The sequence below is a fragment of the Streptosporangium sp. NPDC087985 genome, from assembly GCF_044741965.1.
In the GTDB taxonomy this organism is placed as follows: Bacteria; Actinomycetota; Actinomycetes; order Streptosporangiales; family Streptosporangiaceae; genus Streptosporangium.
Genome location: NZ_JBIUTQ010000003.1, coordinates 403,843 through 424,612, shown reverse-complemented (window position 1 = coordinate 424,612; position 20,770 = coordinate 403,843). Strand labels below are relative to the sequence as shown.

Sequence of the window (20,770 nt, the reverse complement as noted above, 5' to 3'; positions counted from 1 at the left end):
CTCACACGCCGGTGGGCATGGTCTCCAGCTCGCCGCGGCTCTCCCGCTCCAAGTGCAGCGGCTGCAGCGCGGAGGTCCTGGTGATCCAGCACAGGGCGTCGTAACGGTCGCCCATCGTGCTGGGCACGTAGTTACGCCGCTCCCGTATCGGGTCGTACACCACGCCGATGGCGCGATGTCCCAGCCGGGTGGTCAGCCAGTGGGCGTCCGGCTGGTCGGAGAAGACGAACAGCGCCCGGTGGTCCAGATCGGTCTCCATACTGCAGAGCAGCCCTTCGAGGGTGTCCCTGGGCGGCGGAGGCACCGACATGACCTCCATGGACGCCCCCCACCGCGGAGCCGCGATCACCTCGCCGTAGGCGGTGGCGAAGCCGACCAGCACGACGCCGTCCGGGCCGTGCCGCTCCCTGGCGAGCTGGCCGAGGTTGACGATCCCGCCCCGCGCCATCTCGGTGGCCCTCGCATCGCCGATGTGGGTGTTGTGGGCCCACACGACCACCTTCGCGTCCTCGCCGTGGAAGTGCAGCAGCCGGTCCAGGGTGTCGGCCATATGGGTGTCGCGGACGTTCCATGACTCCGCGCCGCCATTGATCATGGACCGGTAGTAGCGCGCGGCGGCCACCGCCACCTCGGCGTTCTGCCAGATGTTCAGCCTCTCGACCGGATCGTTGGAGTCGGCGGAGACCGCCTGCCGTATCCGGCTCAGCAGCGTGGCCACCTCCTCCTCACACCCCTCGGGCACCAGCCGGGTGCTCCGGGCGTACGCCTGCGGGTCCTCGTTGTACGGCTCGAAGCACCGGTAGGCCTCAAGCGCGTGCTGCATGTAGTCGGGGTGGTACTCGTGCAGGTAGAGGACAATGGCCCGCAGCGACTCCCACAGGCTGTAGACGTCCAGGCCGTAGAAGCCCACCCGCTCCTCGGGCGGCAGGCTCGCATTGTGGCCCCGTAGCCACCGGCAGAAGTGCGCGGTCTCCAGGTTGGCCCACATCCAGGTCGGCCAGCGCCGGTAGGCGTCCAGCACCTCCTGCGGATCCTCCGGCGCGCCGTCCGCCAGCACGACCGAGCGGTTGACCTCCCAGCAGTCCGGCCAGTCCCCCTCCACCGCCACGAAGGAGAAGCCGCGCTCATCGATGAGCCGGCGGGTCAGCGCCGCCCGCCAGGCGTAGAACTCGTGGGTCCCGTGACTGGCCTCGCCGACCAGCACGCACCGGGCCTCGCCGATGCGGTCTATCAGCGGGTCGAGGTCGGCCACCTCCCCCAGCGGAAGGGCCATCCCCCGGACTTCATCCGTTTCATCCATGTGACATCCGTTCCAGCAGCTCGGGCTCCGGCCTCCCCCGGTGACGGGGAACGCGCAGCCGCGACATGCGTGTCGGCGGCGCCGTCCGGCGCGCTCGAAGCCCGTAGATCGGGAGGTGCCCTCTTCCGACTCGTTCCCGGTCCACGAAATTCAATCCCTGTTTGTGGAGGTTTATCGCTACTTACGAAGTTCGGCGCGGCAGCTCGCCAAGGGAAGGGAATGCCGTAGGTGAGGAAGTGGTTGCCTACTCGCTGGACGGCCACGTCGCGTGTGGGCCGAGTCCGGCGTTGCTGTTCACGCTCAACCCGCAAGGAGAACTTCCTCACGTGACGACGACAACGACCTCGGGGGGCGTCGGCCTCAGGTCGGAGCGCGGTCCTGTACTCGCCGCCATCATGCTCTGCACCGGTCTGGTGGCACTCGACAGCACGATCATCGCGACGGCGGTGCCGTCCGTCGTCAGCGACCTGGGAGGTTTCTCCCAGTTCCCCTGGCTCTTCTCGATCTATCTGCTCGCCCAGGCGGTGACCGTCCCCCTCTACGGCAAGCTCGCCGACCTTTTCGGGCGCAAGCCGGTGATGTTCTTCGGCATCGCCGTGTTCCTCCTGGGCTCGGTGCTGTGCGGGGCCGCCTGGAACATGCCGGCGCTCATCGTCTTCCGCGCCCTGCAGGGCATCGGTGCCGGAGCCGTACAGCCCATGAGCGTCACGATGGTGGGCGACCTCTACTCCGTCGAGGAACGCGCACGCGTGCAGGGGTACATCGCGAGCGTCTGGGGCGCCTCCTCCGTGATCGGGCCCACCCTCGGCGGCCTCTTCTCGGAGTATCTCTCGTGGCGCTGGATCTTCTTCATCAATCTGCCGCTCGGCGCCGTAGCCGCCTGGGTGCTCGCCCGGCGCTTCAAGGAGCGGGTGACCCGGAGCTCCCACCGGATCGACTACCTCGGAGCGACGTTGCTCATGGTCAGCTCCTCCCTGATCATCCTTGGCCTGCTCGAAGGCGGGGTGGCGTGGAGCTGGGGATCCGTTCCGAGCCTGCTCGTCTTCGCGGCCGGTGCCGTCACGGCGGTCGCGTTCGTCCTCGTGGAGCGCAGGGCAGCCGAGCCCATCCTGCCGCTGTGGGTGTTCCGTCACCGCACGCTCGCCGGTGGCAACCTCGTCGGGCTGAGCGTCGGCGCGCTCATGATCGGCCTCAGCTCGTACGTGCCGACCTACGCGGAGGGGGTCCTCGGCACCGGCGCCCTGGTCGCCGGCTTCGCCCTGGCCGCGCTCACCGTCGGCTGGCCCATCGCCGCGACCCTGTCGGGACGCGCCTACATGCGCATCGGCTTCCGTGACACGGCGCTCATCGGCAGCGGCCTGGTCGTGGCCGGCGCCCTCCTGTGCGCCCTGCTCACCCGGCACGCCCCGATAGGGGCGGTCGCCGGAGCGTGCTTCGTCGTCGGTGCCGGTCTGGGGCTCGTGTCGAGCCCGACGATGGTCGCCATCCAGTCCGTCGTCGGATGGGAGCGCCGCGGCGTCGTCACGGCGACCAACATGTTCTGCCGCTCCATCGGCAGCGCGGTCGGAGCCGCGGTTCTCGGAGCCATCGCCAACGCCACACTGGCCGACCGCTTCGCCCATCCACCGGCCTCGGTGGCCGGCCGGCTGCCCGACAGTGTCGACGCGACGAGCCTGGTGCTCGGTGGCCAGGGTCCGGGCGTGGAGTCAGCCGTGGCGTCCTTCATCCGCACGGCCCTCTACGATGCCACCCACAACATCTTCCTCGCGCTCGTCGTGGTGGCCGTGCTGATCGTGGGCGCCCTGCTGCTCATGCCCAGGCGTACCGAACAGCTCACGTTCAGCTGATGGAGCCACCGGCCGGCGTTCTCCGCAGGTCGGCGGGGCGAAACGGTCCGGGAAAACGTCGGTGCGATCTTCTAGGCTGGGCCCATGGCACGTGCTAACGACGCCGTGGCGTCCGCTCTGGAGGAGTACGCCGAGCTGTTCGCGATGACGGGGGGCGACCCGTTCCGGGTGCGCAGCTACCAGAAGGCGGCCAAGGCGATCGCCGGTTTCCCCGAGGACATCGCGACCACGGCGGTGCGGAGCGTGCCGGGGGTGGGCGAGGCGATCGCCAAGAAGGTCGAGGAATACCTGGAGAGGGGGAGCTTCCGCCAGCTCGACGACCTGCGCGGAAAGGTCCCCGACGGGGTGCGGAGGCTGACCAGGATCGCCTCGCTCGGACCGAAGAAGGCCGTCTTCCTCTTCCAGGAGCTCGGCATCGACTCCCCCGAGGCCCTCGCCGGAGCCATCGCGCAGGGGCGACTCAAGGGCCTGAGGGGCTTCGGCCCCAAGACCGAGGAGAACCTGCTCAAGGGCATCGAGCAGCTGGAGCAGACCAGCGCCAGGGTGCACGTCGGCGTGGCCATGGACCTGGCCGAGCGGATCATCGCCTCGCTGCCCGCCGAGCGGATCGCCTACGCCGGATCGCTGCGCCGGATGAAGGACACCATCGGCGACATCGACATCCTGGCGGTCGGCCCGGGGACCCTGATGGACGACTTCAAGAGCCGTCCATACGTCGCGGAGGTCATCGCCTCGGGCGAGAAGAAGACCTCGATCCACACCACCGAGGGCATCCAGGTCGACCTGCGCCTGGTTCCGGCCGAGTCGTGGGGCGCCGCGTTGCAGTATTTCACCGGTTCCAAGGAGCACAACGTGCACCTGCGTGAGATCACCGTGAAGAAGGGCTGGAAGCTCTCCGAATACGGCCTGTTCGACGGTGACCGGGTGATCGCGGCCGAGCGCGAGGAGGACATCTACCAGGCGCTCGGCATGCCGTGGATCCCCCCGACGCTGCGCGAGGACAGCGGAGAGATCACCGCCGCGCTCAGAGGCGAGCTGCCCGTGCTGGTCACCGTGGGCGACCTCCGGGGCGACCTGCACACCCACACCGACCTGACCGACGGCATCGCCTCCCTGGAGGACATGGTCGCGGCGGCCCGTGCGCGCGGCCACTCCTACTACGCGGTGACCGACCACGCGCCCGACCTGGCGATGCAGCGGATGACCCTGGACAAGGCACTGGAGCAGCGCGAGCGGCTGCGCCGGCTCCAGCCGGGCTATCCGGAGATGAGACTGCTGCACGGCACCGAGCTCAACATCGCCCCCGACGGCTCGGTCGACTGGCCGGCCGAGGTGCTGGCGGGTTTCGACGTGTGCGTGGCGAGCGTGCACTCGCACTTCACCCAGTCGCGCGAGGAGATGACCCGCCGGTTCATCACGGCGTGCGAGAACCCGCACGTGCACATCATCGGCCATCCCACCACCCGCAGGATCGGCAGGCGTCAGCCGGTGGACGCCGACTGGGACGCGGTGTTCCGCGCCGCCGCCCGCACCGACACCGCGATGGAGATCGATTCCTTCCCCGACCGCTCCGACCTACCTGCCGATCTGGTGCGTCTGGCGCGCCACCACGGTGTAACGTTCTCCATCGACAGCGACGCCCATGCGGTGCCCCACCTGGACAACCAGCGGTTCGGCGTGGGCATCGCCCAGCGCGCCTGGCTGACCGCCGACGACGTGATCAACACATGGCCGCTGGGGCGGCTGTTAGCCTTCTTGGGTCGCTGAGGGTTACAGAGGTTTCTCCCCCCTCCGTAAATTACATGTTTTTTTGGTAGGAAATATGTGTAGGCGGAGAAGGGGTGTCGAATGCTGCACGAGGACCTGAACGACGAGGCCGGCCACCAGCGTGCTCGCGCCGAGCGGCCCGCCGGGGACAGGTGCGACCGGCTCCGGCTCGCGGCCGTCGGCGGAGAGCCGGTCTCCGGGGAGGGCACCCGGGGGATCGTCAAGCCGCTGCTGCCGGAGACGTTCATCGCGCACGGGACCAGCGCCGAGATGCGCTGGGAGGCGATGCGCGACGTCGGCTACCACGTGCCCAACGACCGTTTCTTCGTGCGCAGCCACACCTCGACCCCGATCATCGACGCGGCGACCTGGCGGCTGGAACTGCACGGCACAGGGCTGCGCAACCCCCGGAGCTTCGGCTACAAGGAGCTCCTCGAACTCCCCGCGGTGACGATGGACGTGGCCATCGAGTGCGCGGGCAACGGCCGGAGCCTCTTCGCCACCCAGCAGGGCCAGAAGGTCTCCGGAACCCCCTGGCGGCTGGGCGGCATCGGGGTCGCCCGCTGGCGCGGGGTGCCGCTGGCCACGGTGCTGGAGCGGGCCGGGCTCACCCCTGACGCCGTCGACGTCATGCCGCGGGGACTCGATCCCGACTACGTGGCCGACGGGATCAACCTGGGCCGGGTGCGCCGCCCGATCCCGGTGTCCAAGGCGCTCAGGGACGTGATCCTCGCCTACGAGATGAACGACCGGCCGCTCCCGCCCGACCACGGCTATCCGGTGCGGCTGGTCGTCCCCTCCTGGATCGGCCTGGCCTCGATCAAGTGGGTGGGCGACATCGAGGTCTCCACCTCGCCGCTGACCTCACCGTGGAACACCGAGCTCTACCGGATGTTCGGCGCGGCCTACCCTCCGGAGGGCAGTGCCCCACTGACCGTCCGGGGAGTCAGGAGTGCCTTCGAACTGCCCTGGGAGGCCCGGCTCATCGCCAGGCGGACGCACCTGCTGTACGGGCGGGCCTGGTCGGGCAACGGCCGGATCGCCGGGGTGGAGGTGAGCTTCGACGACGGCGTCACCTGGCACCGCGCCCAGCTGCAGGGCCCGCAGATCGGCCCGGCCTGGACCCGCTGGCACATCACCTGGAACCCCCCGCAGACCGGCCCGCACGTCCTGCTCGCCCGGGCCACCGACGAGACCGGCGCGGTCCAGCAGATGCGCACCACCCCCAACGACCACGGCTATCTTTTCGACGCCGTCGTGCGCCATCCCGTGACGGTCGTGAGCGGGTAATCACCACCGCCGTCACCCCTGCCCCACCAATCACAGATCAATTCCGTACGCGACTCTTACTTCTCCGAACCGGCGTACGGGCTCCCTATACGACACTCTCATTACGGGTGACCAGGCAACATTCCATATCGAAATCCACGGCCGGGCCACCGGACTTCATCCAGAAAAATCCCCACGTCGCTCAGCGGAAACACGGCGGAAACAGACCCGGGCGATGATGGCCAGGTCCTTTCATATCCACCTTCCATCAGGAGCTCAATCGATGCGCCAGCTGACCGCACTCGACGCGCAGTTCCTGCACGCCGAATCAGCGACCACCGCGGCCCACGTCGCCGGGGTCGCGATTCTCGACCCGGCCTGGGCTCCCACGGGTCTCATCACACGCCAGGCACTGATCGAGCTGATGCGCGAGCGGTTGCATCTCGCCCCGGCGCTGAGCCTGCGCCTGACCGGCGTGCCGTTCGGCCTCGACCATCCGTACTGGACGGAGGTTGCCGATCTCGACGTCGCCGACCACATCTACGAGATAACCCTTGCCCTGCCCGGCGACGAGGCGCAACTCGCCAAGGAGATCGCCCGGCTCCACGAGCGCCGGCTGGACCGGACCCGTCCCCTCTGGGAGATGCATCTCATCCAGGGCCTGACGGGCGGCCGGGCCGCCCTCTACGCCAAGGTCCACCACTGCGCCATCGACGGCGTGTCGGGCGCGGACACCCTGGCGGCCCTGCTCGACCTCACCCCCGAGCCCCGGGTGGTCGAGTCACCCGCACCGCCTCCCGAGACCACGGTTCCCTCCCCCGCCGCCATGTTCGCCTCGGCTGTGACCCGGTCGATGACCCACCCCGTCAGAGCCCTGCGCTCACTGGTCAGGATGGTGGCCGACCTCGACACGATCCCGGTGGTCGCGGCTCTTCCTGGAGCCCGGGCGATGGCCGCGGCCACCCGGACGATCTGGATGGACTCCGGAGAGATGCCGGAGATGCCGTCCCTATCCGCACCGCGCACGCCTTTCAACGGCCCGATCAGCGCCAGGCGGCACTTCTCCTACGGCTCGATCCCGCTCGCCGACGTCAAGCAGGTCGCCAAGACCTTCGGAATCAGCGTCAACGACGTGGTCATGACCCTGTGCGCCTCGGCGCTGCGTTCCTGGCTGCACGAGCGTGACGCCCTGCCGGACCAGCCGCTGATCGCCGCCATCCCGGTGGCGGTCCGCACGTCGAGCGCGCAGGACACGGTCGGCAACCAGCTCTCCGTCATGATCGCCCCGATGCCGACCGACCTGGCCTGCCCTCTCGACCGGCTGCGGGTCATGGGGAAGACAATGCTCACGGCCAAGCGGCGCTTCGCCGGCTCCCCCGCCACCTGGCTGAGCGAGCTGTCCTCGATGTTTCCCGCGGCCGTCACCGCGCTGGCGACCTCCACCGTCTTCCGGCTGGCCTCGATCGTGCTGCCGCCGATCAATCTGATCATCTCGAACGTTCCGGGGCCGCAGCTCCCGCTGTACCTGTGCGGCGCCCGGGTGCTCGGCTACTACCCGATGTCGGTGCTGACCGACCTGAGCGGCGGGGTCAACATCACCTGCTTCTCCTACGACGGCTCGCTGAACTTCGGCATCCTCGCCTGTCCCGACCGGGTGGAGGACGTGTGGCGGCTGATGGGTCACCTGCAGGAGGCGATGGAGGAGCTGATGGAGCTGGCCGCCCCCGCTCCGAGCATGGAGGGCGTGGAGGGCATGGAGGCGGTCCCGGCCTGAACGGGGCTCACCCCAGGGCGTGGGCGATCAGCTCGGCGACCGCGTCGGGGTCGATGTGGTGACCGGTGAGCTGGCAGAGGTTCTCCTGGTAGAGCAGCACCGCGGCGAAGGTCACCGCGGCCACCTCCAGCCGGGCGGCGTCGCCGCGCGCCGTGGGCAGCGCCAGCTCCAGTGCGAAGCGTGCCCGCCGGATGATCTCGCTGTTCAGCCGGCCGAGCCGCTCACGGACCGAGCCGTGCGTGTCGACCTCGCGGAACAGGATGCGGCGCATCGCCGGGGACGCGCTGAGGGGCAGGCGGCGGGCCAGCCGCGACAGGGCGCCCGCGGCATCGCCAGGGACGGCCTCCACCTCGGGAGACTCCTCCACGTGCGTGCGCTCGTCGATCAGCGCGACCAGCACGTCGATCTTCTTCGAAAAGTAGTGGAAGACGAGGCCCTTGGGCACGCCGGCCAACCGGGCGATCTCCGCCGTGGGGGTCGCCTCGTAACCGCCCCCGGCGAACAGCTCCTCCGCGGCGTCGAGGATGCGCGTGCGCGCATCAAGGTCAGAGGTGTCGCGCGTGCGCCTGGACGTACCGGAGCGCTGCCTGAAGCTGCTCACAGTCCCGACCATAGCCTCTGACCGGGCCGGATGCCCATGCCGCTACGGAAAGAGTGCCGTATGCGGGCCGTCCAGGACGCGCGGGCACCGGGGAGGCCGGGGAAGTGCCCCGTTACCTGGCAAATAGAGTGAAGACCATGAGTCTTTCCGAGCTGAATCTCTTCCCTCTCTGCCTGGGCGGCAACGTATTCGGGTGGACCGCGGACCGTGACGCCTCGTTCGCCGTCCTGGACGCCTATGCCGAGGCGGGCGGCAACTTCATCGACACCGCCGACGTCTACTCCGCTTGGGCCCCCGGGCATTCCGGCGGGGAGTCGGAGACGATCATCGGCGAGTGGATGGCCTCCCGCGGCAACCGCGACCAGATCGTGGTGGCCACCAAGGTCGGCTCGCTCGACAGCCGTCCAGGGCTGTCGGAGGCCAACATCCGCGCGGCCGTCGAGGACTCGCTGCGGCGGCTCCAGACCGACCACATCGACCTGTACTGGGCGCACATCGACGACGCCGGGACTCCGCTGGAGGAGACCCTCGGTGCGTTCGACGCCCTGATCCGCGAGGGCAAGGTCCGTAACATCGGGGCCTCCAACTACGGTCCCGAGCGGCTGGCCGAGGCGCTGGCGATCTCCGACCGGGACGGCCTGGCCCGGTACGGCGTGCTGCAGCAGCGCTATAACCTGATGGAGCGCGACTACGAGGGCGCGCTGCGCGACGTGGTTCTCTCTGCGGGACTGACCAGCGCGCCGTACCACGGCCTGGCCAGCGGCTTCCTGACCGGCAAATACCAGCCGGGGGTCGAGGTGGACAGTCCTCGCGCGGAGCGGGCGTCGGCTTACCTGGCGACCGAACGCGGTCCCCGGGTGCTGGAGACCCTGGACAAGGTGGCCGCCTCCCACGGCGTCACCCCGCCCGCCGTCGCACTCGCCTGGCTGGCCGCCCAGCCCACGGTGGCCACGCCGATCGCCAGCGCCCGCAACGTCGAGCAGCTCACGCCGTTGCTCGCAGTCGCCGAGCTGACCCTGACCGACGACGAGCTGGCCATGCTGGACGAGGCGTCCCGCTGAAAGCGGTACGGCCGGGCAGCACGCCCGGCCGTACCCACCCGGGGCCGGGCCCGTAACCGCGGCCGTATCCCGCGCGGTCACCACGTCCGCAGGGGCCCGGCCGCACCACGGCCGGGCCCCTTCTCCGGTTCCGCTGAGGGGCGCCCGGTGCCGGGTGCCCCTCCCGGTGTCGGTTGACCGACCGGCTCAGTGCTGGGCGGCCTTCTCCGCGCCGATGCCGGTGAGGGAACGGACCTCGATCTCGGCGTACTTGCCGGCGTTGTACTCCTTGCTGAGCCGGGCCCCGATGAACCCGGCCAAGAAGCCGATCGGGATCGAGATGAGGCCGGGGTTGCTCAGCGGGAACCAGGCGAAGTCCGCGTCCGGGATCAGCGAGGTGGCGCTGCCCGACACGACCGGCGAGAAGATCACCAGGATCAGCGCGGAGACCAGGCCGCCATAGATGGCTGAGATCGCCCCTGCGGTGTTGAACCGCTTCCAGAACAGGCTGTAGAGGATCGCCGGCAGGTTTCCGGAGGCGGCGACCGCGAAGGCCAGCGCGACCAGGAAGGCCACGTTCTGCCCCTGCGCGAGGATGCCGAGCCCGATGGCGACCGCGCCGATCACGAAGGCGGCGATCCTGGCGACCAGGACCTCCTCCTTGTCGGTGACGTTGCCGCGCTTGAACACGTGGGCGTAGAGGTCATGGGCGAAGCTGGAGGAGGAGGCCAGCGTCAGACCGGCGACGACCGCCAGGATCGTGGCGAAGGCGACCGCCGCGATGATGGCCAGCAGGATCGTCCCCCCCACCTCGCCGAAGATGGCCGTGCCGACCGCCTCGGCGAGCTGCGGGGCGGCGGTATTGCCCGCCTTGTCCTGCGCCACGATCGCCTTGCCGCCGACCAGCGCCGCGGCGCCGAACCCCAGCACGAGGGTGAGCAGGTAGAAGACACCGATGATGCCGATGCCCCAGAGGACCGACTTCCGGGCCTCCTTCGCGGTGGGCACCGTGTAGAAGCGGATCAGGATATGCGGCAGGCCCGCGGTGCCGAGCACCAGCGCCAGGCCCAGGCTGATCAGGTCGAGTTTGCCCGCGATGCCCTGAGCCTCGGTGCCGTACTTCAGGCCCGGGTTGAGGAACGCGTCACCCTTGCCGCTCTGCGTGGCGGCGTCTCCGAGCAGACCGGAGAGGTTGAACCCGTACTTGCCGAGCACCAGCAGGGTGATCAGGGTCGCGCCGGTCATGAGCAGCACGGCCTTGACGATCTGCACCCAGGTGGTGCCCTTCATTCCGCCGACCACCACATAGACGATCATCAGCAGGCCGACGCCGACGATGGTGAGCGCCTTGCCGGTCGGCGAGGTGACGCCGAGCAGCAGGCCGACGAGCGCGCCCGCGCCGACCATCTGGGCCAGCAGGTAGAAGATCGACACGACGATGGTGGAGACACCCGCCGCGGTGCGGACCGGCCGGGGGCTCATCCGGAAGGCCAGGACGTCGGCCATGGTGAACTTACCGGAGTTACGCATCAGCTCGGCGACCAGCAGGAGCGCCACCAGCCAGGCGACCAGGAAGCCGATCGAGTAGAGGAAACCGTCGTATCCCGACAGGGCGATGATTCCGGCGATGCCCAGGAAACTCGCCGCCGACATGTAGTCGCCGCCGATCGCCAGGCCGTTCTGCGCGCCGCTGAAGGACCGGCCGCCGGCGTAGAAGTCGGTGGCATCCTTGTTGCTGCGGCTCGCCCGGAAAGTGATCCCCAGCGTTATCGCGACGAAGAGCAGGAACAGGATCGTGGACAGCGTCTGGTGGCTCATTCGGTCTTCCCCTCAACCTCGTGGCGGATCTCGTCGGCCACCGGGTCAAGCTTCTTCTCGGCGTATCGGGAGTAGGCCCAGGCGATCAGGAACGTCGACACGAACTGGAGAAGACCGAAGATCAGTGCCACGTTGATGTGGCCGAACACCTTGGTGCTCATGAAGTCACGTGCCCAAGCGGACAACACCACATAGAGCAGGTACCACGCCAGGAACGCCGCGGTCATCGGGAACGCCCAAGACCGGAAGCGCCGCTTCAGTTCCTGGAATCTCTCCTCACCCTGGATCTGTTCATAAACCGATGCGTCATGTTGCCTGGTGGTCACGGGACCTCCCACGGATGTGATCTGGATCACGGCTAACGTAGGAGGGGAAGGTACCCCGCGAGGAGGTCCAGAGGCGGACTCTTCGCCCAGGCGGCTCCGGGTCGCGGCCAGTTGAACATGGCCTGCGCTGAAAGGTCCGTTCTGTACGCTGAACGGTCCACCGCCGCGCCCCCTCCCCTGCGCTGCCGGTGACGGCGACGGCGACGATGTCCGGGCCACCGGCATCGGCGTGTCGGTGCGGCTCCGCGGGGAGCCTGAGGCGATGATCGACGGTCTGCGCATTCGACCGAGGGGAAGAGTGGAAACCATGGAGGAAGAGACGGCCAGGCTGGCGGGCCTGCTGTACGAGATCGGACTGCTCAAGCGTTACAAGCGCACAGGCTGGCTGGTCGCGGGCGTGCGCGACCCCGAGAGCATCGCCGACCACTCGTTCCGGACAGCGGTCATCGCGAGTGTGATCGCGGCTCTGGAGGGCGGGAATCCCGAACGCGCCGCCTTCATGAGCCTGTTCCACGACTCCCAGGAGACACGGATCACGGATATCCCCTACCTTGCCAAGCGCTACCTCAAGGCGGCGTCCAACGAGGAGGTGACCGCCGAGCAGATGCGCGGTATCCCCTCTCCCATCGCGGACGCCATCACCGGCGCGGTCGGCGAGTACGAGGAGAAGACCAGCCTGGACGCACAGTGCGCCCGGGACGCCGACAAGCTGGAATGTCTCATCCAGGCTGTCGAGTATCGCGAGCAGGGCCACCAGAACGTCCAGCCGTGGATCGACAGCTCCCTGGCCGCCCTGCAGACCGCCACGGCGAAACGCCTCGCTGACGAGGCCCTCCGTACCGGCTCGCTGGAATGGCTGGGCCACGTCCTCAACGGAGACCAGACCATCTGAGACCCGCCGTGACGTCCCGGCGCGGGATCAAAGCGCTTCCGCGTACACCCAGTTGCCCGCATGGCGGACGAAGCGGCTGTGCTCGTCCAGCTGTCCGGCGTTCCCATGTTCGAGATAGTGGGCGCGGAAGCGCACGGTGCCCTCGGTGTGGAAGGCACTGCCGCCGGTCGTCTCAAGGATCTCCAGGCGTACCCACCGCAGCGCCCTGTCGAGATCGACGCGCGGCGGGCGCGTTGCCGGGTGCCAGGTACGGAGGAGGTATCCGTCGTCACCGACGCTGAAAGCGCTGAACCGTGAGCGCATGAGCAGCTCCGCGGTGGGCGCGACGGCCTCTCCCCGGTGCAGCCGCCCGCAGCAGTCCCGGTAGGACGCGGGCAACCCGCACGGGCACGGAACGGCAGCGGCAGGAAGGCTTCGAGATCGTGAGTTACGTCGGGACACACCCCCATTGTGCCTGGTGACGATGCCCGTATCCGGTCATGGACCTCCAGGACGGTCCCCTTGCCCGGAACCCAGCAGCCTCCCGCGATCGACATCCGCCGCCGTATCCGGGACGCACCTGGGTCTTCACCGAGCCGGGGAGATCCATCCTCACTGGGGTTGTGAACTGTTGATTGCTTCATCAGTGTTTATCGGTTCTTCTCTGGATTCTTCCGTCCGGTGGGGTGAGTGGTCGGCCCTTGGGTCAGCGGGGTGCCGAAGGGGCCCGCGGGCGGTGCCGGGATGCGGTGCGGGTTTTTCCGCCGGTCCGGTGGCTGTCGATCACCTCCTGAAGATGAGCTCACCGTTATTGGTTGACAGCGGTGAGTAAAGAGCGGGATGGGGGGTGGGGTGGTGCGGGTCCATCAGGCCTACCGCTACGCCCTGGACCCCACCCCCGAGCAGGCCGTGGCGCTGGCCTCGCACTGCGGGGCGGCCCGGTATGCGTTCAACTGGGGTCTGGGCCGGGTCAAGGCGGCCTTGGAGCAGCGGGAGGCCGAGAAGACCTACGGCGTTGCCGCCGAGCTGCTGGCCGAGGTGCCGTGGTCGCTGTACGGCCTGCGCAAGGTGTGGAACGCCACCAAGGACGCGGTCGCGCCGTGGTGGGCGGGAGCACTCCACGGAGGCCTACAACACCGGCCTGGGCGGTCTGGCGCGGGCGTTGAAGAACTGGTCGGCCTCCCGTCAGGGCACCCGCAAAGGACCGAAGGTCGGGTTTCCCAGGTTCAAGTCCAAGCACCGCACCACGCCGTCGTGCCGGTTCACCACCGGCACCCTCCGGGTCGAGGCCGACCGCCGCCACGTCACCCTGCCCCGGCTGGGCACCCTCCGTACCTGCGAGTCGACCCGGAAGCTGGCCCGGCATCTGGAGCGGGGCACTGGGCGGATGCTGTCGGCCACCGTCCGCCTGCAGGGCGGCCTCTGGTCGGTGACGCTCCCCGCCTCAGCAACCCGATCCCCTTGTGATCGACTGGTCCGACCTGCAGTTCTGATCAATCTCGAAGGTCAGATATCCGTCGTCGTCGAGTGTGCCGAGGTCCCCGGTGTGCAGCCAGCACCAAGCCGACCGCCGCCTGCTGGATCTCCTCAAGTCCCACGGACCGTTCCCAATCAATCGATTGACAGGTAGTCAACGACCCCCTCCTGAGGGAGAGGGCTTGAGGTGCGGTAATGCACCTTGAAGCCCCGCGTTGACCAGCCCCAGCCATCAGCTCAGGGAGGTGCATTTTTGATGGCTACGTTGAATACAAGATCGCAGACCGACCTTGGGGTGCTTCCTCAGCCCCAAGCTCTGGAATCCGTGGGAGCAGACACGCCCGAGGGTGGGCACGAAACGGCTCACGGACACCGCCGCCAGGCGGTACCTGGTGTTCAACCTGGGCGAGGGGAGATCGAGCGGACCGGCACCCGGTCTGCTCGGCGTCACCCCGAGGACGCTTCGACGTCTGAGGGAGCCAACCGTGAGGTTCACCCCGTCGTGTTTGTCCTGGACAGGCACGGCCACCCGCTCGACCCCTGCCATCCCGCCCGTGCCCGTCGCCTGCTGGCAGCCGGGCGGGCGGTCGTGGCCCGTCACACCCCGTTCGTCATCCGTCTCAAGGACCGCGACGCGGCGACCTCGACCGTCGAAGGCGTGCAGGTCGGCATCGACCCTGGCAGCAAGCACACCGGCCTGGCGGTGTTCACCGAGCGCGACGGGAGCCGGACCGGCAGGTACGCGCTCCAGCTCGACCACCGAGGCGCGGCGATCCGCGACCAGCTCACCGCCCGCTCGCAGTATCGACGTCGGCGCCGCAGTAAAAACCTGCGTTACCGCGCCCCCCGGTTCCTCAACCGCACCAAGCCGAAGGGGTGGCTGGCGCCGTCGCTGCGCCACCGCCTCGACACCACCCTGTCGTGGGTGGTGCGGCTCACCCGGTGGGCGCCGGTGCGGGCCGTGCACGTGGAACGGGTCTCCTTCGACACCCACGCCCTGTCGGCCGGGCGACCGCTCCAAGGGGCGCAGTACCAGCGGAGCACCCTCGCCGGGTACGAGGTCCGCGAATACCTGCTGGCCAAGGGCAACCGCAGGTGCGCCTACTGCGGTAAGCAGGACGTGCCGTTGAACCTCGACCACATCCACCCGCGTTCCCGGGGCGGCTCCGACCGGATCAGCAACCTGACCCTGGCGTGCATCCCGTGTAACCAGGCCAAGAACGCCACCCCGGTGGAGGAGTTCCTGAAGGGCCGGCCCGCGCTGCTGGCGAAGATCCTCCGGCAGGCGAAGGCTCCGCTGCGCGACGCCGCCGCCGTCAACGCCACCCGGTGGGCGCTGTGGCGGGCCCTGAAGGCCACCGGCCTGCCCGTTCACCCCGCCTCCGGCGGCCGCACGAAGTGGAACCGCTCCCGCACCGGCGCCGCCAAGTCCCACACGTTGGACGCGTTGCACGTCGGCGAACTGGAGACCGTCACCGCCTGGCCGTCGACGGTCTTGGTGGTCAAGGCGGCCGGGCGCGGCACCTACTGCCGTACCCGTACCGACCGCTACGGTTTTCCCCGGCTGCGGCTGCCCCGGACCAAGCAGGTCAAGGGGTTCGCCACCGGCGACCTGGTCCGCGCCATCGTACCCAGCGGCAAGAAGACCGGTGTCCACCGCGGCCGCGTCGCGGTCCGCAGCACCGGCAGTTTCAACATCACCACCCGGCACGGCACGGTGCAGGGCATCCACCACCGCCACGTCCGCCTGCTCCAGCGAGCCGACGGCTACGGCTACACCCCCCACCCAGAAGTACGGCACCGAGCCGCGTTTCCTCCCGGCCCTGAAGGACCGGGTCTCCACGCTGGAGGTAATTGATGAACCACGGCGGCACCGTCCCGTCAAGACCGTTTCGCGCGGGATGACGGGAAGTGGTTCTTCGCCGTGTCCTCTCTCCTGGCCGCGGGTTTTCCGCCGTCACGGCCCGGAGCCGGCAGGCCGCTCCCGGCGGAAGGCGCGCCGGTAGCCGGTGGGAGTCACTCCGATGTGGATGCTGAAATGCCGGCGCAGATTGGCCGCGGAACCCAGTCCGCTGTGCTCGCCGACCTGGTCCATCGACAGATCGGTTGTTTCGAGCAGACGCCGCGCACGGATGAGGCGCTGGTTGAGCAGCCACTGTAACGGCGTGGTGCCGGTCGCGGCGTGAAAGCGCCGAGCGAACGTCCGTGAGCTCATCCCGGCCCGACGGGCCAGTCCGTCCACGGTCAGCTGCTGGTCGAGACGGGTGCCGGCCCACTGCAGCACCGGCCCGAGACTGTCGTCATCGGTCTCCGGCATGCAGAGGTCGACGTACTGCGACTGGCCGCCGACGCGGTGCGCGGGCATCACCATCCGGCGGGCGACCTGGTTGGAGACCTCCGCGCCGAGATCCTTACGCACGATGTGCAGGCACAGGTCCAGCGCCGCACCTCTGCCCGCGCTGGTCAGCACGTCGCCGTCGTCCACATAGAGCACCGACGCGTCCACCCGCACCTCCGGGTGCAGCAGGGAGAGCGTGCCCGCGTACAACCAGTGAGTGGCCGCCCGTCTGCCGTCGAGGAGTCCGGCAGCGGCCAGGGCGAAGGCTCCGGTACACAGTGAGACGATGCGCGCCCCCGCGGCTCCGGCCTCGCGGAGAGCCTCGATCAGCGCCTGGGGAACGGGCATGCCGGACTGCACACACGCGTACGGCAGGGCCGGGACGATCACGGTGTCCGCCCTGGCCAGGGCGTCCAGACCGTGGGTCGCGTGCTGGAGGAAGCCGAACTCGCTCCGGGTGCCGGCCGGGTCCGCCGCGCACCGTCGCAACTCGTACCAGGGCTCGGCGAGGTCGGTCCGTTCCGGGCCGAACACCTCGCAGGCGATGGCCACTTCGAACAGGGGCATGTCGTCGACCAGGGCCAGTGCGACGGAACCAGCGCTCACCGCCCCAGCGTATGGCAGGAAATTTGCGAACAGTGGCACTCCTGCCACTCGCCGGGAACTTCTGGCGTTGGCATCGTTCAGGGCATGAACGTCATCGAACTCAGGCAGTACACCTTGCGCCCCGGACAGCGGGACCTTCTGATCGACCTGTTCGACCTGGAGTTCGTGGAGAGCCAGGAAGCCCTGGGAGCGCGTGTCGTCGGACAGTTCCGCGATGAGGACAATCCCAACCGTTTCGTATGGATCCGCGGCTTCTCGACCATGCAGGCTCGACGCGAGGCGCTGACCGCGTTCTACGTCGAGGGCGAGGTCTGGAAGGCACACGGACCCGCTGCCAACGCCACCATGCTGGACTCCTCGGACGTCCTCCTCCTCCGTCCGGCCGGCCCGCACTCCGGATTCCCGGAGCCGGCCTCAGCCCGGCCGCCGAAGGGCGCACATACTCTTCCTTCCTCCCGTGTGGTGGCAACGATCTATCACCTGGACGCGCCGGCCGATGAGGAGTTCATCCGTTTCTTTTCCGATCGCGTGGCACCTCTGATGGCTGAGACGGCCGGGCCGCCTCTGGCCGGCTTTCAGACCGAGCACGCCGAGAACACGTTTCCCCGGCTGCCCGTCAGGACCGGAGAGAATGTCTTCGTCTGGTTCTCCTCGTTCGCCGACTCCGATCACCATCGCGAGCACACCGAGCGGCTGGCGCAGTCGGCGGAGTGGAACGAGAGCGTGCTGCCCGAGCTGTCGGCGCGGCTGAGCGCTCCACCCCGGCACCTGAGGCTGGCCCCCACGGCAAGGTCACAGCTGCGCTGACACCGGAAGATCGGCGCCCAGGTCCGCTCAGGAGGAGCGGGGGCGCCAGTCTCCCCGGTTGAGGTCGAGGGTCTCGGGGGTGTGCAGGCGGACCATGGTCCGGGCCACGCCGGCCGGGATGCGGGCCGGGGTGAGCAGGGAGACCACGACCATGACGGCGAAGGCGACCGGCACCGTCCAGGCGGCCGGCTGGGCGAGCAGGGCTCCGGTCAGGCCGGTGTACGGTCCCCCCACGATGGTCGTCAGGACCGCGCCGCAGGCCAGTCCGCCCCCGACGAGCAGCCCGGCCATCGCACCGGTGGAGGTCAGCCGCCGCCACCAGATGCCCAGCACCAGCAGCGGGCAGAAGGAGGACGCGGCCACCGCGAACGCCAGCCCCACCACGTCGGCGACCGGCAGTGAGCGGGCCGAGGTGGCCAGGGCGAGCGGCACGGTCACCGCCAGCAGGGCCGCCTTACGGAACGAGCGCACCCCGCCCCTGAGGATGTCCTGCCCGATGACACCCGCCACCGAGACCGTCAGCCCGGAGGAGGTGGACAGGAACGCCGCGAACGCCCCCGCCGTCACCAGTGCGGTCAGCAGGTCCCCTGCCACTCCCCCCACCAGCCGGCCCGGCAACGTCAGCACCACCATGTCGCTGCCCTGCAGCTCCGGGAGGTAGATCCGGCCCAGCGTGCCGTAGATCGCGGGCAGCAGGTAGAAGGCGCCGAGCAGCGACAGGACCACCAGTGTCGTACGGCGCGCGGCACGGCCGTCGGGGTTGGTGTAGAAACGGACCAGCACGTGCGGCAGCCCCATGGTGCCCAGGAACGTCGCCAGGATCAGCGAGTAGGTCGAGTAGAGGCCGTACTCCCTGCCGCTGGCCAGCGGCAGTGCCCAGGTGGCCGCGTCCCGCGCGCTCAGCCCGGGCGCGCCACCCGAGCGCCAGGCCAGCAGCAGGAACACCAACGGCACGGCCAGCGCGGTCAGCTTGAGCCAGTACTGGAAGGCCTGCACGAACGTGATGGACCGCATGCCACCGGACATCACGTTCACCACGACCACAGCCGCCACCAACAGCCCCCCGGCCCAGTCCGGGGCACCCGTGATGGCCCTCAGCACCAGGCCGGCGCTCTGGAACTGCGGCATGAGATACAGCCAGCCGATCAGTACGACCAGCACGCCGGCCAGACGGCGGACGGCCATCGACTCCAGCCGCGCCTCGGCGAAGTCGGGCAACGTGTAGGCGCCCGAGCGGCGCAGCGGCGCGGAGACCAGGACGAGCAACACCAGGTAGCCGCCGGTCCAGCCCACCGGCAGCCAGAGCATGTCGGCGCCGTAGGTGAGAATCAGCCCTGCGATGCCCAGGAAACTCGCCGCCGACAGGTACTCCCCGCCGATGGCGGAGGCGTTCCACAGCGGAGAGACCGTGCGGGAGGCCACGTAGAAGTCGGAGGTCGTGCGCGACAGCCGGATGCCGAACGCCCCGATCAGCACCGCCGCCAGAACCACCAGCACGACCGCGATCACGTCATACACGGTGTTCATCGGGCCCGGTCCACCAGTTCGGAGAAGTGACGCTCGTTCCGTTCCGCCTGCCGTACGTAGAGCCAGGCGCCGATCACGAACGCGGGGTAGATCAGACCGGCCAGTACCACCCAGGGCAGGGGGATTCCGAGCAGTCCCACCTCGCGCAGCTCCGGCACGAGCAGGAACAGCACCGGCAGACCGCCGACCACACAGCCAAGCACGGTGCAGACGAACAGAGCCAGCCGGAACTGGGTGCGGATCAGCGAGCCCATGTAGACCTCGCCCAGCCGGGTCTGTTCGTCGATCTCGCGGGTCACCGGATAGCGGGGGTGGCGGGTGGCGGTGGTGCGCGGACTGGTGACGACCTCACGGCGCGGCCGGTCGGTCTCCTTCCTCGGCCGTTCCAGCGCGCGGGCGAGCCGGTCGATCTCCTTGCGCGCCCGCTCCCCCCTTTCGGTCTCCTTGCGCGGCCGTTCCACCGCGCGGGCGAGGCGGTCGGCCATCCGGCGCCGCGGCTCCGCCTCTCCCCGGGTTTCGGGCTCCCGGCTCTCCCGGCTCTCCCCGCTCTCCCGGCTCATTCGGGGCGCCCCTTGCGTGCCCGGCGGACCAGCAGGTCGCGCAGCTCGCGGGTATGGCGGCGGCTGACCGGAATCTCGGTCTCGCCGATGCGGACCACGCAGCGGCCAGAGTCGATGTGCAGCTCGTCGATGTGCTTGACCGCGACCAGGTGGCTGCGGTGCACCCGGACGAATCCGGCCGAGGACCAGCGCTCCTCCAGCGTGGCCAGCGAGATGCGTACCAGGTGGCTGCCCGTCGCGGTGTGCAGGCGCGCGTAGTCACCCTGCGCCTCGACGTAGCGGACCTCGGTGCTGGCCACGAATCTGGTGACGCCGCCGAGCTCCACCGGGATGGTGCCGGGGTCGGTACGGCCCGCAACGTCGTTCTCCGTGAACTCGGCCGAGACGCACACCCGCCGGATGGCCTCGGCCAGCCGTTCCGGCCGGACCGGTTTGAGCAGGTAGTCCTCCGCCTTGATCTCGAAGGCGTCCACGGCGTGTTCCTCGTAGGCGGTGACGAACACCACCCGGGGCGGATTGGCGAACTGCGACAGCAGCCTGCCGAGCACCACCCCGTCCAGGCCGCGCATCCGGATGTCGAGAAAGACCGCGTCGATCGGCCGTCCCTCGGCGATCGCCCGGTCCAGAGCCCGCAGCGCGGCAGCCCCGTCCCTGGCGAGGGAGACCTCGCCGATGCGAGGGTCGTCACGCAGCAGGTAGGCCAGGTCCTCCAGCGCAGGGAGCTCGTCGTCCACCGCCAGGACACGCAGGCCGGTCACGGTCACTCCTCCAGTTCGCGCACGAGGGAATCCCTAGAGGGTGATCAATCAGGCATCAGGTGTCAACAGTTCCGGATCCTTCAAG

18 protein-coding genes are annotated in these 20,770 nt (G+C 69.2%); 9 read left to right on the top strand and 9 right to left on the bottom strand.

Annotated elements, in window-relative coordinates; translation table 11 throughout:
- Window position 1: 1 nt before the first annotated feature.
- A complete protein-coding gene (locus ACIN94_RS10765) occupies window positions 2–1,300 on the bottom strand; it encodes an erythromycin esterase family protein (protein ID WP_400702772.1) in 1,299 nt (432 codons plus the stop codon).
- A gap of 326 nt (window positions 1,301–1,626) precedes the next feature.
- Here ACIN94_RS10765 and ACIN94_RS10760 point away from each other — a divergent pair, with 326 nt between their 5' ends.
- From ACIN94_RS10760 to ACIN94_RS10745, 4 genes are all read left to right on the top strand, one after another.
- The gene (locus ACIN94_RS10760) at window positions 1,627–3,147 is read left to right on the top strand and encodes an MDR family MFS transporter (protein WP_400702769.1); all 1,521 of its coding nucleotides are present in this window, start codon (window positions 1,627–1,629) and stop codon (window positions 3,145–3,147) included.
- Window positions 3,148–3,231: 84 nt separating this feature from the next.
- Window positions 3,232–4,914: a DNA polymerase/3'-5' exonuclease PolX gene (polX, locus tag ACIN94_RS10755; protein WP_400702766.1), complete on the top strand. Its 1,683-nt coding sequence runs from the start codon at window positions 3,232–3,234 to the stop codon at window positions 4,912–4,914.
- Window positions 4,915–4,995: 81 nt separating this feature from the next.
- The gene (locus tag ACIN94_RS10750) at window positions 4,996–6,204 is read left to right on the top strand and encodes a sulfite oxidase (protein WP_400702763.1); all 1,209 of its coding nucleotides are present in this window, start codon (window positions 4,996–4,998) and stop codon (window positions 6,202–6,204) included.
- Window positions 6,205–6,466: 262 nt separating this feature from the next.
- The gene (locus ACIN94_RS10745; protein WP_400702760.1) at window positions 6,467–7,957 is read left to right on the top strand and encodes a wax ester/triacylglycerol synthase family O-acyltransferase; all 1,491 of its coding nucleotides are present in this window, start codon (window positions 6,467–6,469) and stop codon (window positions 7,955–7,957) included.
- A gap of 7 nt (window positions 7,958–7,964) precedes the next feature.
- Here ACIN94_RS10745 and ACIN94_RS10740 read toward each other — a convergent pair whose 3' ends face one another.
- Entirely contained in the window at window positions 7,965–8,558 is a 594-nt protein-coding gene (locus ACIN94_RS10740) for a TetR/AcrR family transcriptional regulator (RefSeq protein ID WP_400702757.1), read from the bottom strand.
- A 137-nt stretch (window positions 8,559–8,695) separates the two neighbouring features.
- Between ACIN94_RS10740 and ACIN94_RS10735 the strand changes: the two genes are divergently transcribed.
- The gene (locus ACIN94_RS10735) at window positions 8,696–9,619 is read left to right on the top strand and encodes an aldo/keto reductase (protein WP_400702754.1); all 924 of its coding nucleotides are present in this window, start codon (window positions 8,696–8,698) and stop codon (window positions 9,617–9,619) included.
- Between the two features lie 186 nt (window positions 9,620–9,805).
- Here the strand turns inward: ACIN94_RS10735 and ACIN94_RS10730 are convergent, their stop codons facing one another.
- Window positions 9,806–11,416, bottom strand: a complete 1,611-nt coding sequence (locus ACIN94_RS10730) for a cation acetate symporter (protein WP_400702751.1) — start codon at window positions 11,414–11,416, stop codon at window positions 9,806–9,808.
- Complete coding sequence (locus tag ACIN94_RS10725; protein WP_400703054.1) at window positions 11,413–11,967, bottom strand: DUF485 domain-containing protein; 555 nt, start codon at window positions 11,965–11,967, stop codon at window positions 11,413–11,415. The genes ACIN94_RS10730 and ACIN94_RS10725 overlap by 4 nt, the downstream gene beginning before the upstream one ends.
- Window positions 11,968–12,049: 82 nt before the next feature.
- On the opposite strand from ACIN94_RS10725, the gene ACIN94_RS10720 reads away from it, so the two are divergent.
- Window positions 12,050–12,634 (top strand): HD family hydrolase, encoded by a 585-nt coding sequence (locus ACIN94_RS10720; protein ID WP_400702748.1) that lies wholly within the window; start codon window positions 12,050–12,052, stop codon window positions 12,632–12,634.
- Between the two features lie 27 nt (window positions 12,635–12,661).
- On the opposite strand, the gene ACIN94_RS10715 is transcribed toward ACIN94_RS10720, so the two are convergent.
- Window positions 12,662–13,075 carry a YchJ family protein gene (locus ACIN94_RS10715; RefSeq protein ID WP_400702745.1) on the bottom strand — a complete coding sequence of 138 codons (414 nt, stop codon included), beginning with the start codon at window positions 13,073–13,075 and terminating at the stop codon, window positions 12,662–12,664.
- A 393-nt stretch (window positions 13,076–13,468) separates the two neighbouring features.
- Here ACIN94_RS10715 and ACIN94_RS10710 point away from each other — a divergent pair, with 393 nt between their 5' ends.
- Both ACIN94_RS10710 and iscB read left to right on the top strand, forming a co-directional pair.
- On the top strand, window positions 13,469–14,080 hold the full coding sequence (locus ACIN94_RS10710; protein ID WP_400702742.1) for a helix-turn-helix domain-containing protein: 612 nt from the start codon (window positions 13,469–13,471) through the stop codon (window positions 14,078–14,080).
- Window positions 14,081–14,591: 511 nt separating this feature from the next.
- Window positions 14,592–15,947: an RNA-guided endonuclease IscB gene (iscB, locus tag ACIN94_RS10705; RefSeq protein WP_400702739.1), complete on the top strand. Its 1,356-nt coding sequence runs from the start codon at window positions 14,592–14,594 to the stop codon at window positions 15,945–15,947.
- A 99-nt stretch (window positions 15,948–16,046) separates the two neighbouring features.
- On the opposite strand, the gene ACIN94_RS10700 is transcribed toward iscB, so the two are convergent.
- A complete protein-coding gene (locus ACIN94_RS10700) occupies window positions 16,047–17,033 on the bottom strand; it encodes a helix-turn-helix domain-containing protein (protein WP_400702736.1) in 987 nt (328 codons plus the stop codon).
- A gap of 84 nt (window positions 17,034–17,117) precedes the next feature.
- Here ACIN94_RS10700 and ACIN94_RS10695 point away from each other — a divergent pair, with 84 nt between their 5' ends.
- Complete coding sequence (locus ACIN94_RS10695) at window positions 17,118–17,840, top strand: NIPSNAP family protein (protein ID WP_400702733.1); 723 nt, start codon at window positions 17,118–17,120, stop codon at window positions 17,838–17,840.
- 27 nt (window positions 17,841–17,867) lie between these two features.
- Here ACIN94_RS10695 and ACIN94_RS10690 read toward each other — a convergent pair whose 3' ends face one another.
- From ACIN94_RS10690 to ACIN94_RS10680, 3 genes are read right to left on the bottom strand one after another with little or no spacing between them, the layout of a single operon-like run.
- Window positions 17,868–19,367, bottom strand: coding sequence for a cation acetate symporter (locus ACIN94_RS10690; RefSeq protein WP_400702730.1), 1,500 nt, complete (start codon window positions 19,365–19,367; stop codon window positions 17,868–17,870).
- A complete protein-coding gene (locus ACIN94_RS10685) occupies window positions 19,364–19,927 on the bottom strand; it encodes a hypothetical protein (protein WP_400702727.1) in 564 nt (187 codons plus the stop codon). Before ACIN94_RS10685 ends, ACIN94_RS10690 begins: the two co-directional genes overlap by 4 nt.
- Window positions 19,924–20,685: a LytR/AlgR family response regulator transcription factor gene (locus tag ACIN94_RS10680; protein ID WP_400702724.1), complete on the bottom strand. Its 762-nt coding sequence runs from the start codon at window positions 20,683–20,685 to the stop codon at window positions 19,924–19,926. Before ACIN94_RS10680 ends, ACIN94_RS10685 begins: the two co-directional genes overlap by 4 nt.
- Window positions 20,686–20,770: the final 85 nt, after the last annotated feature.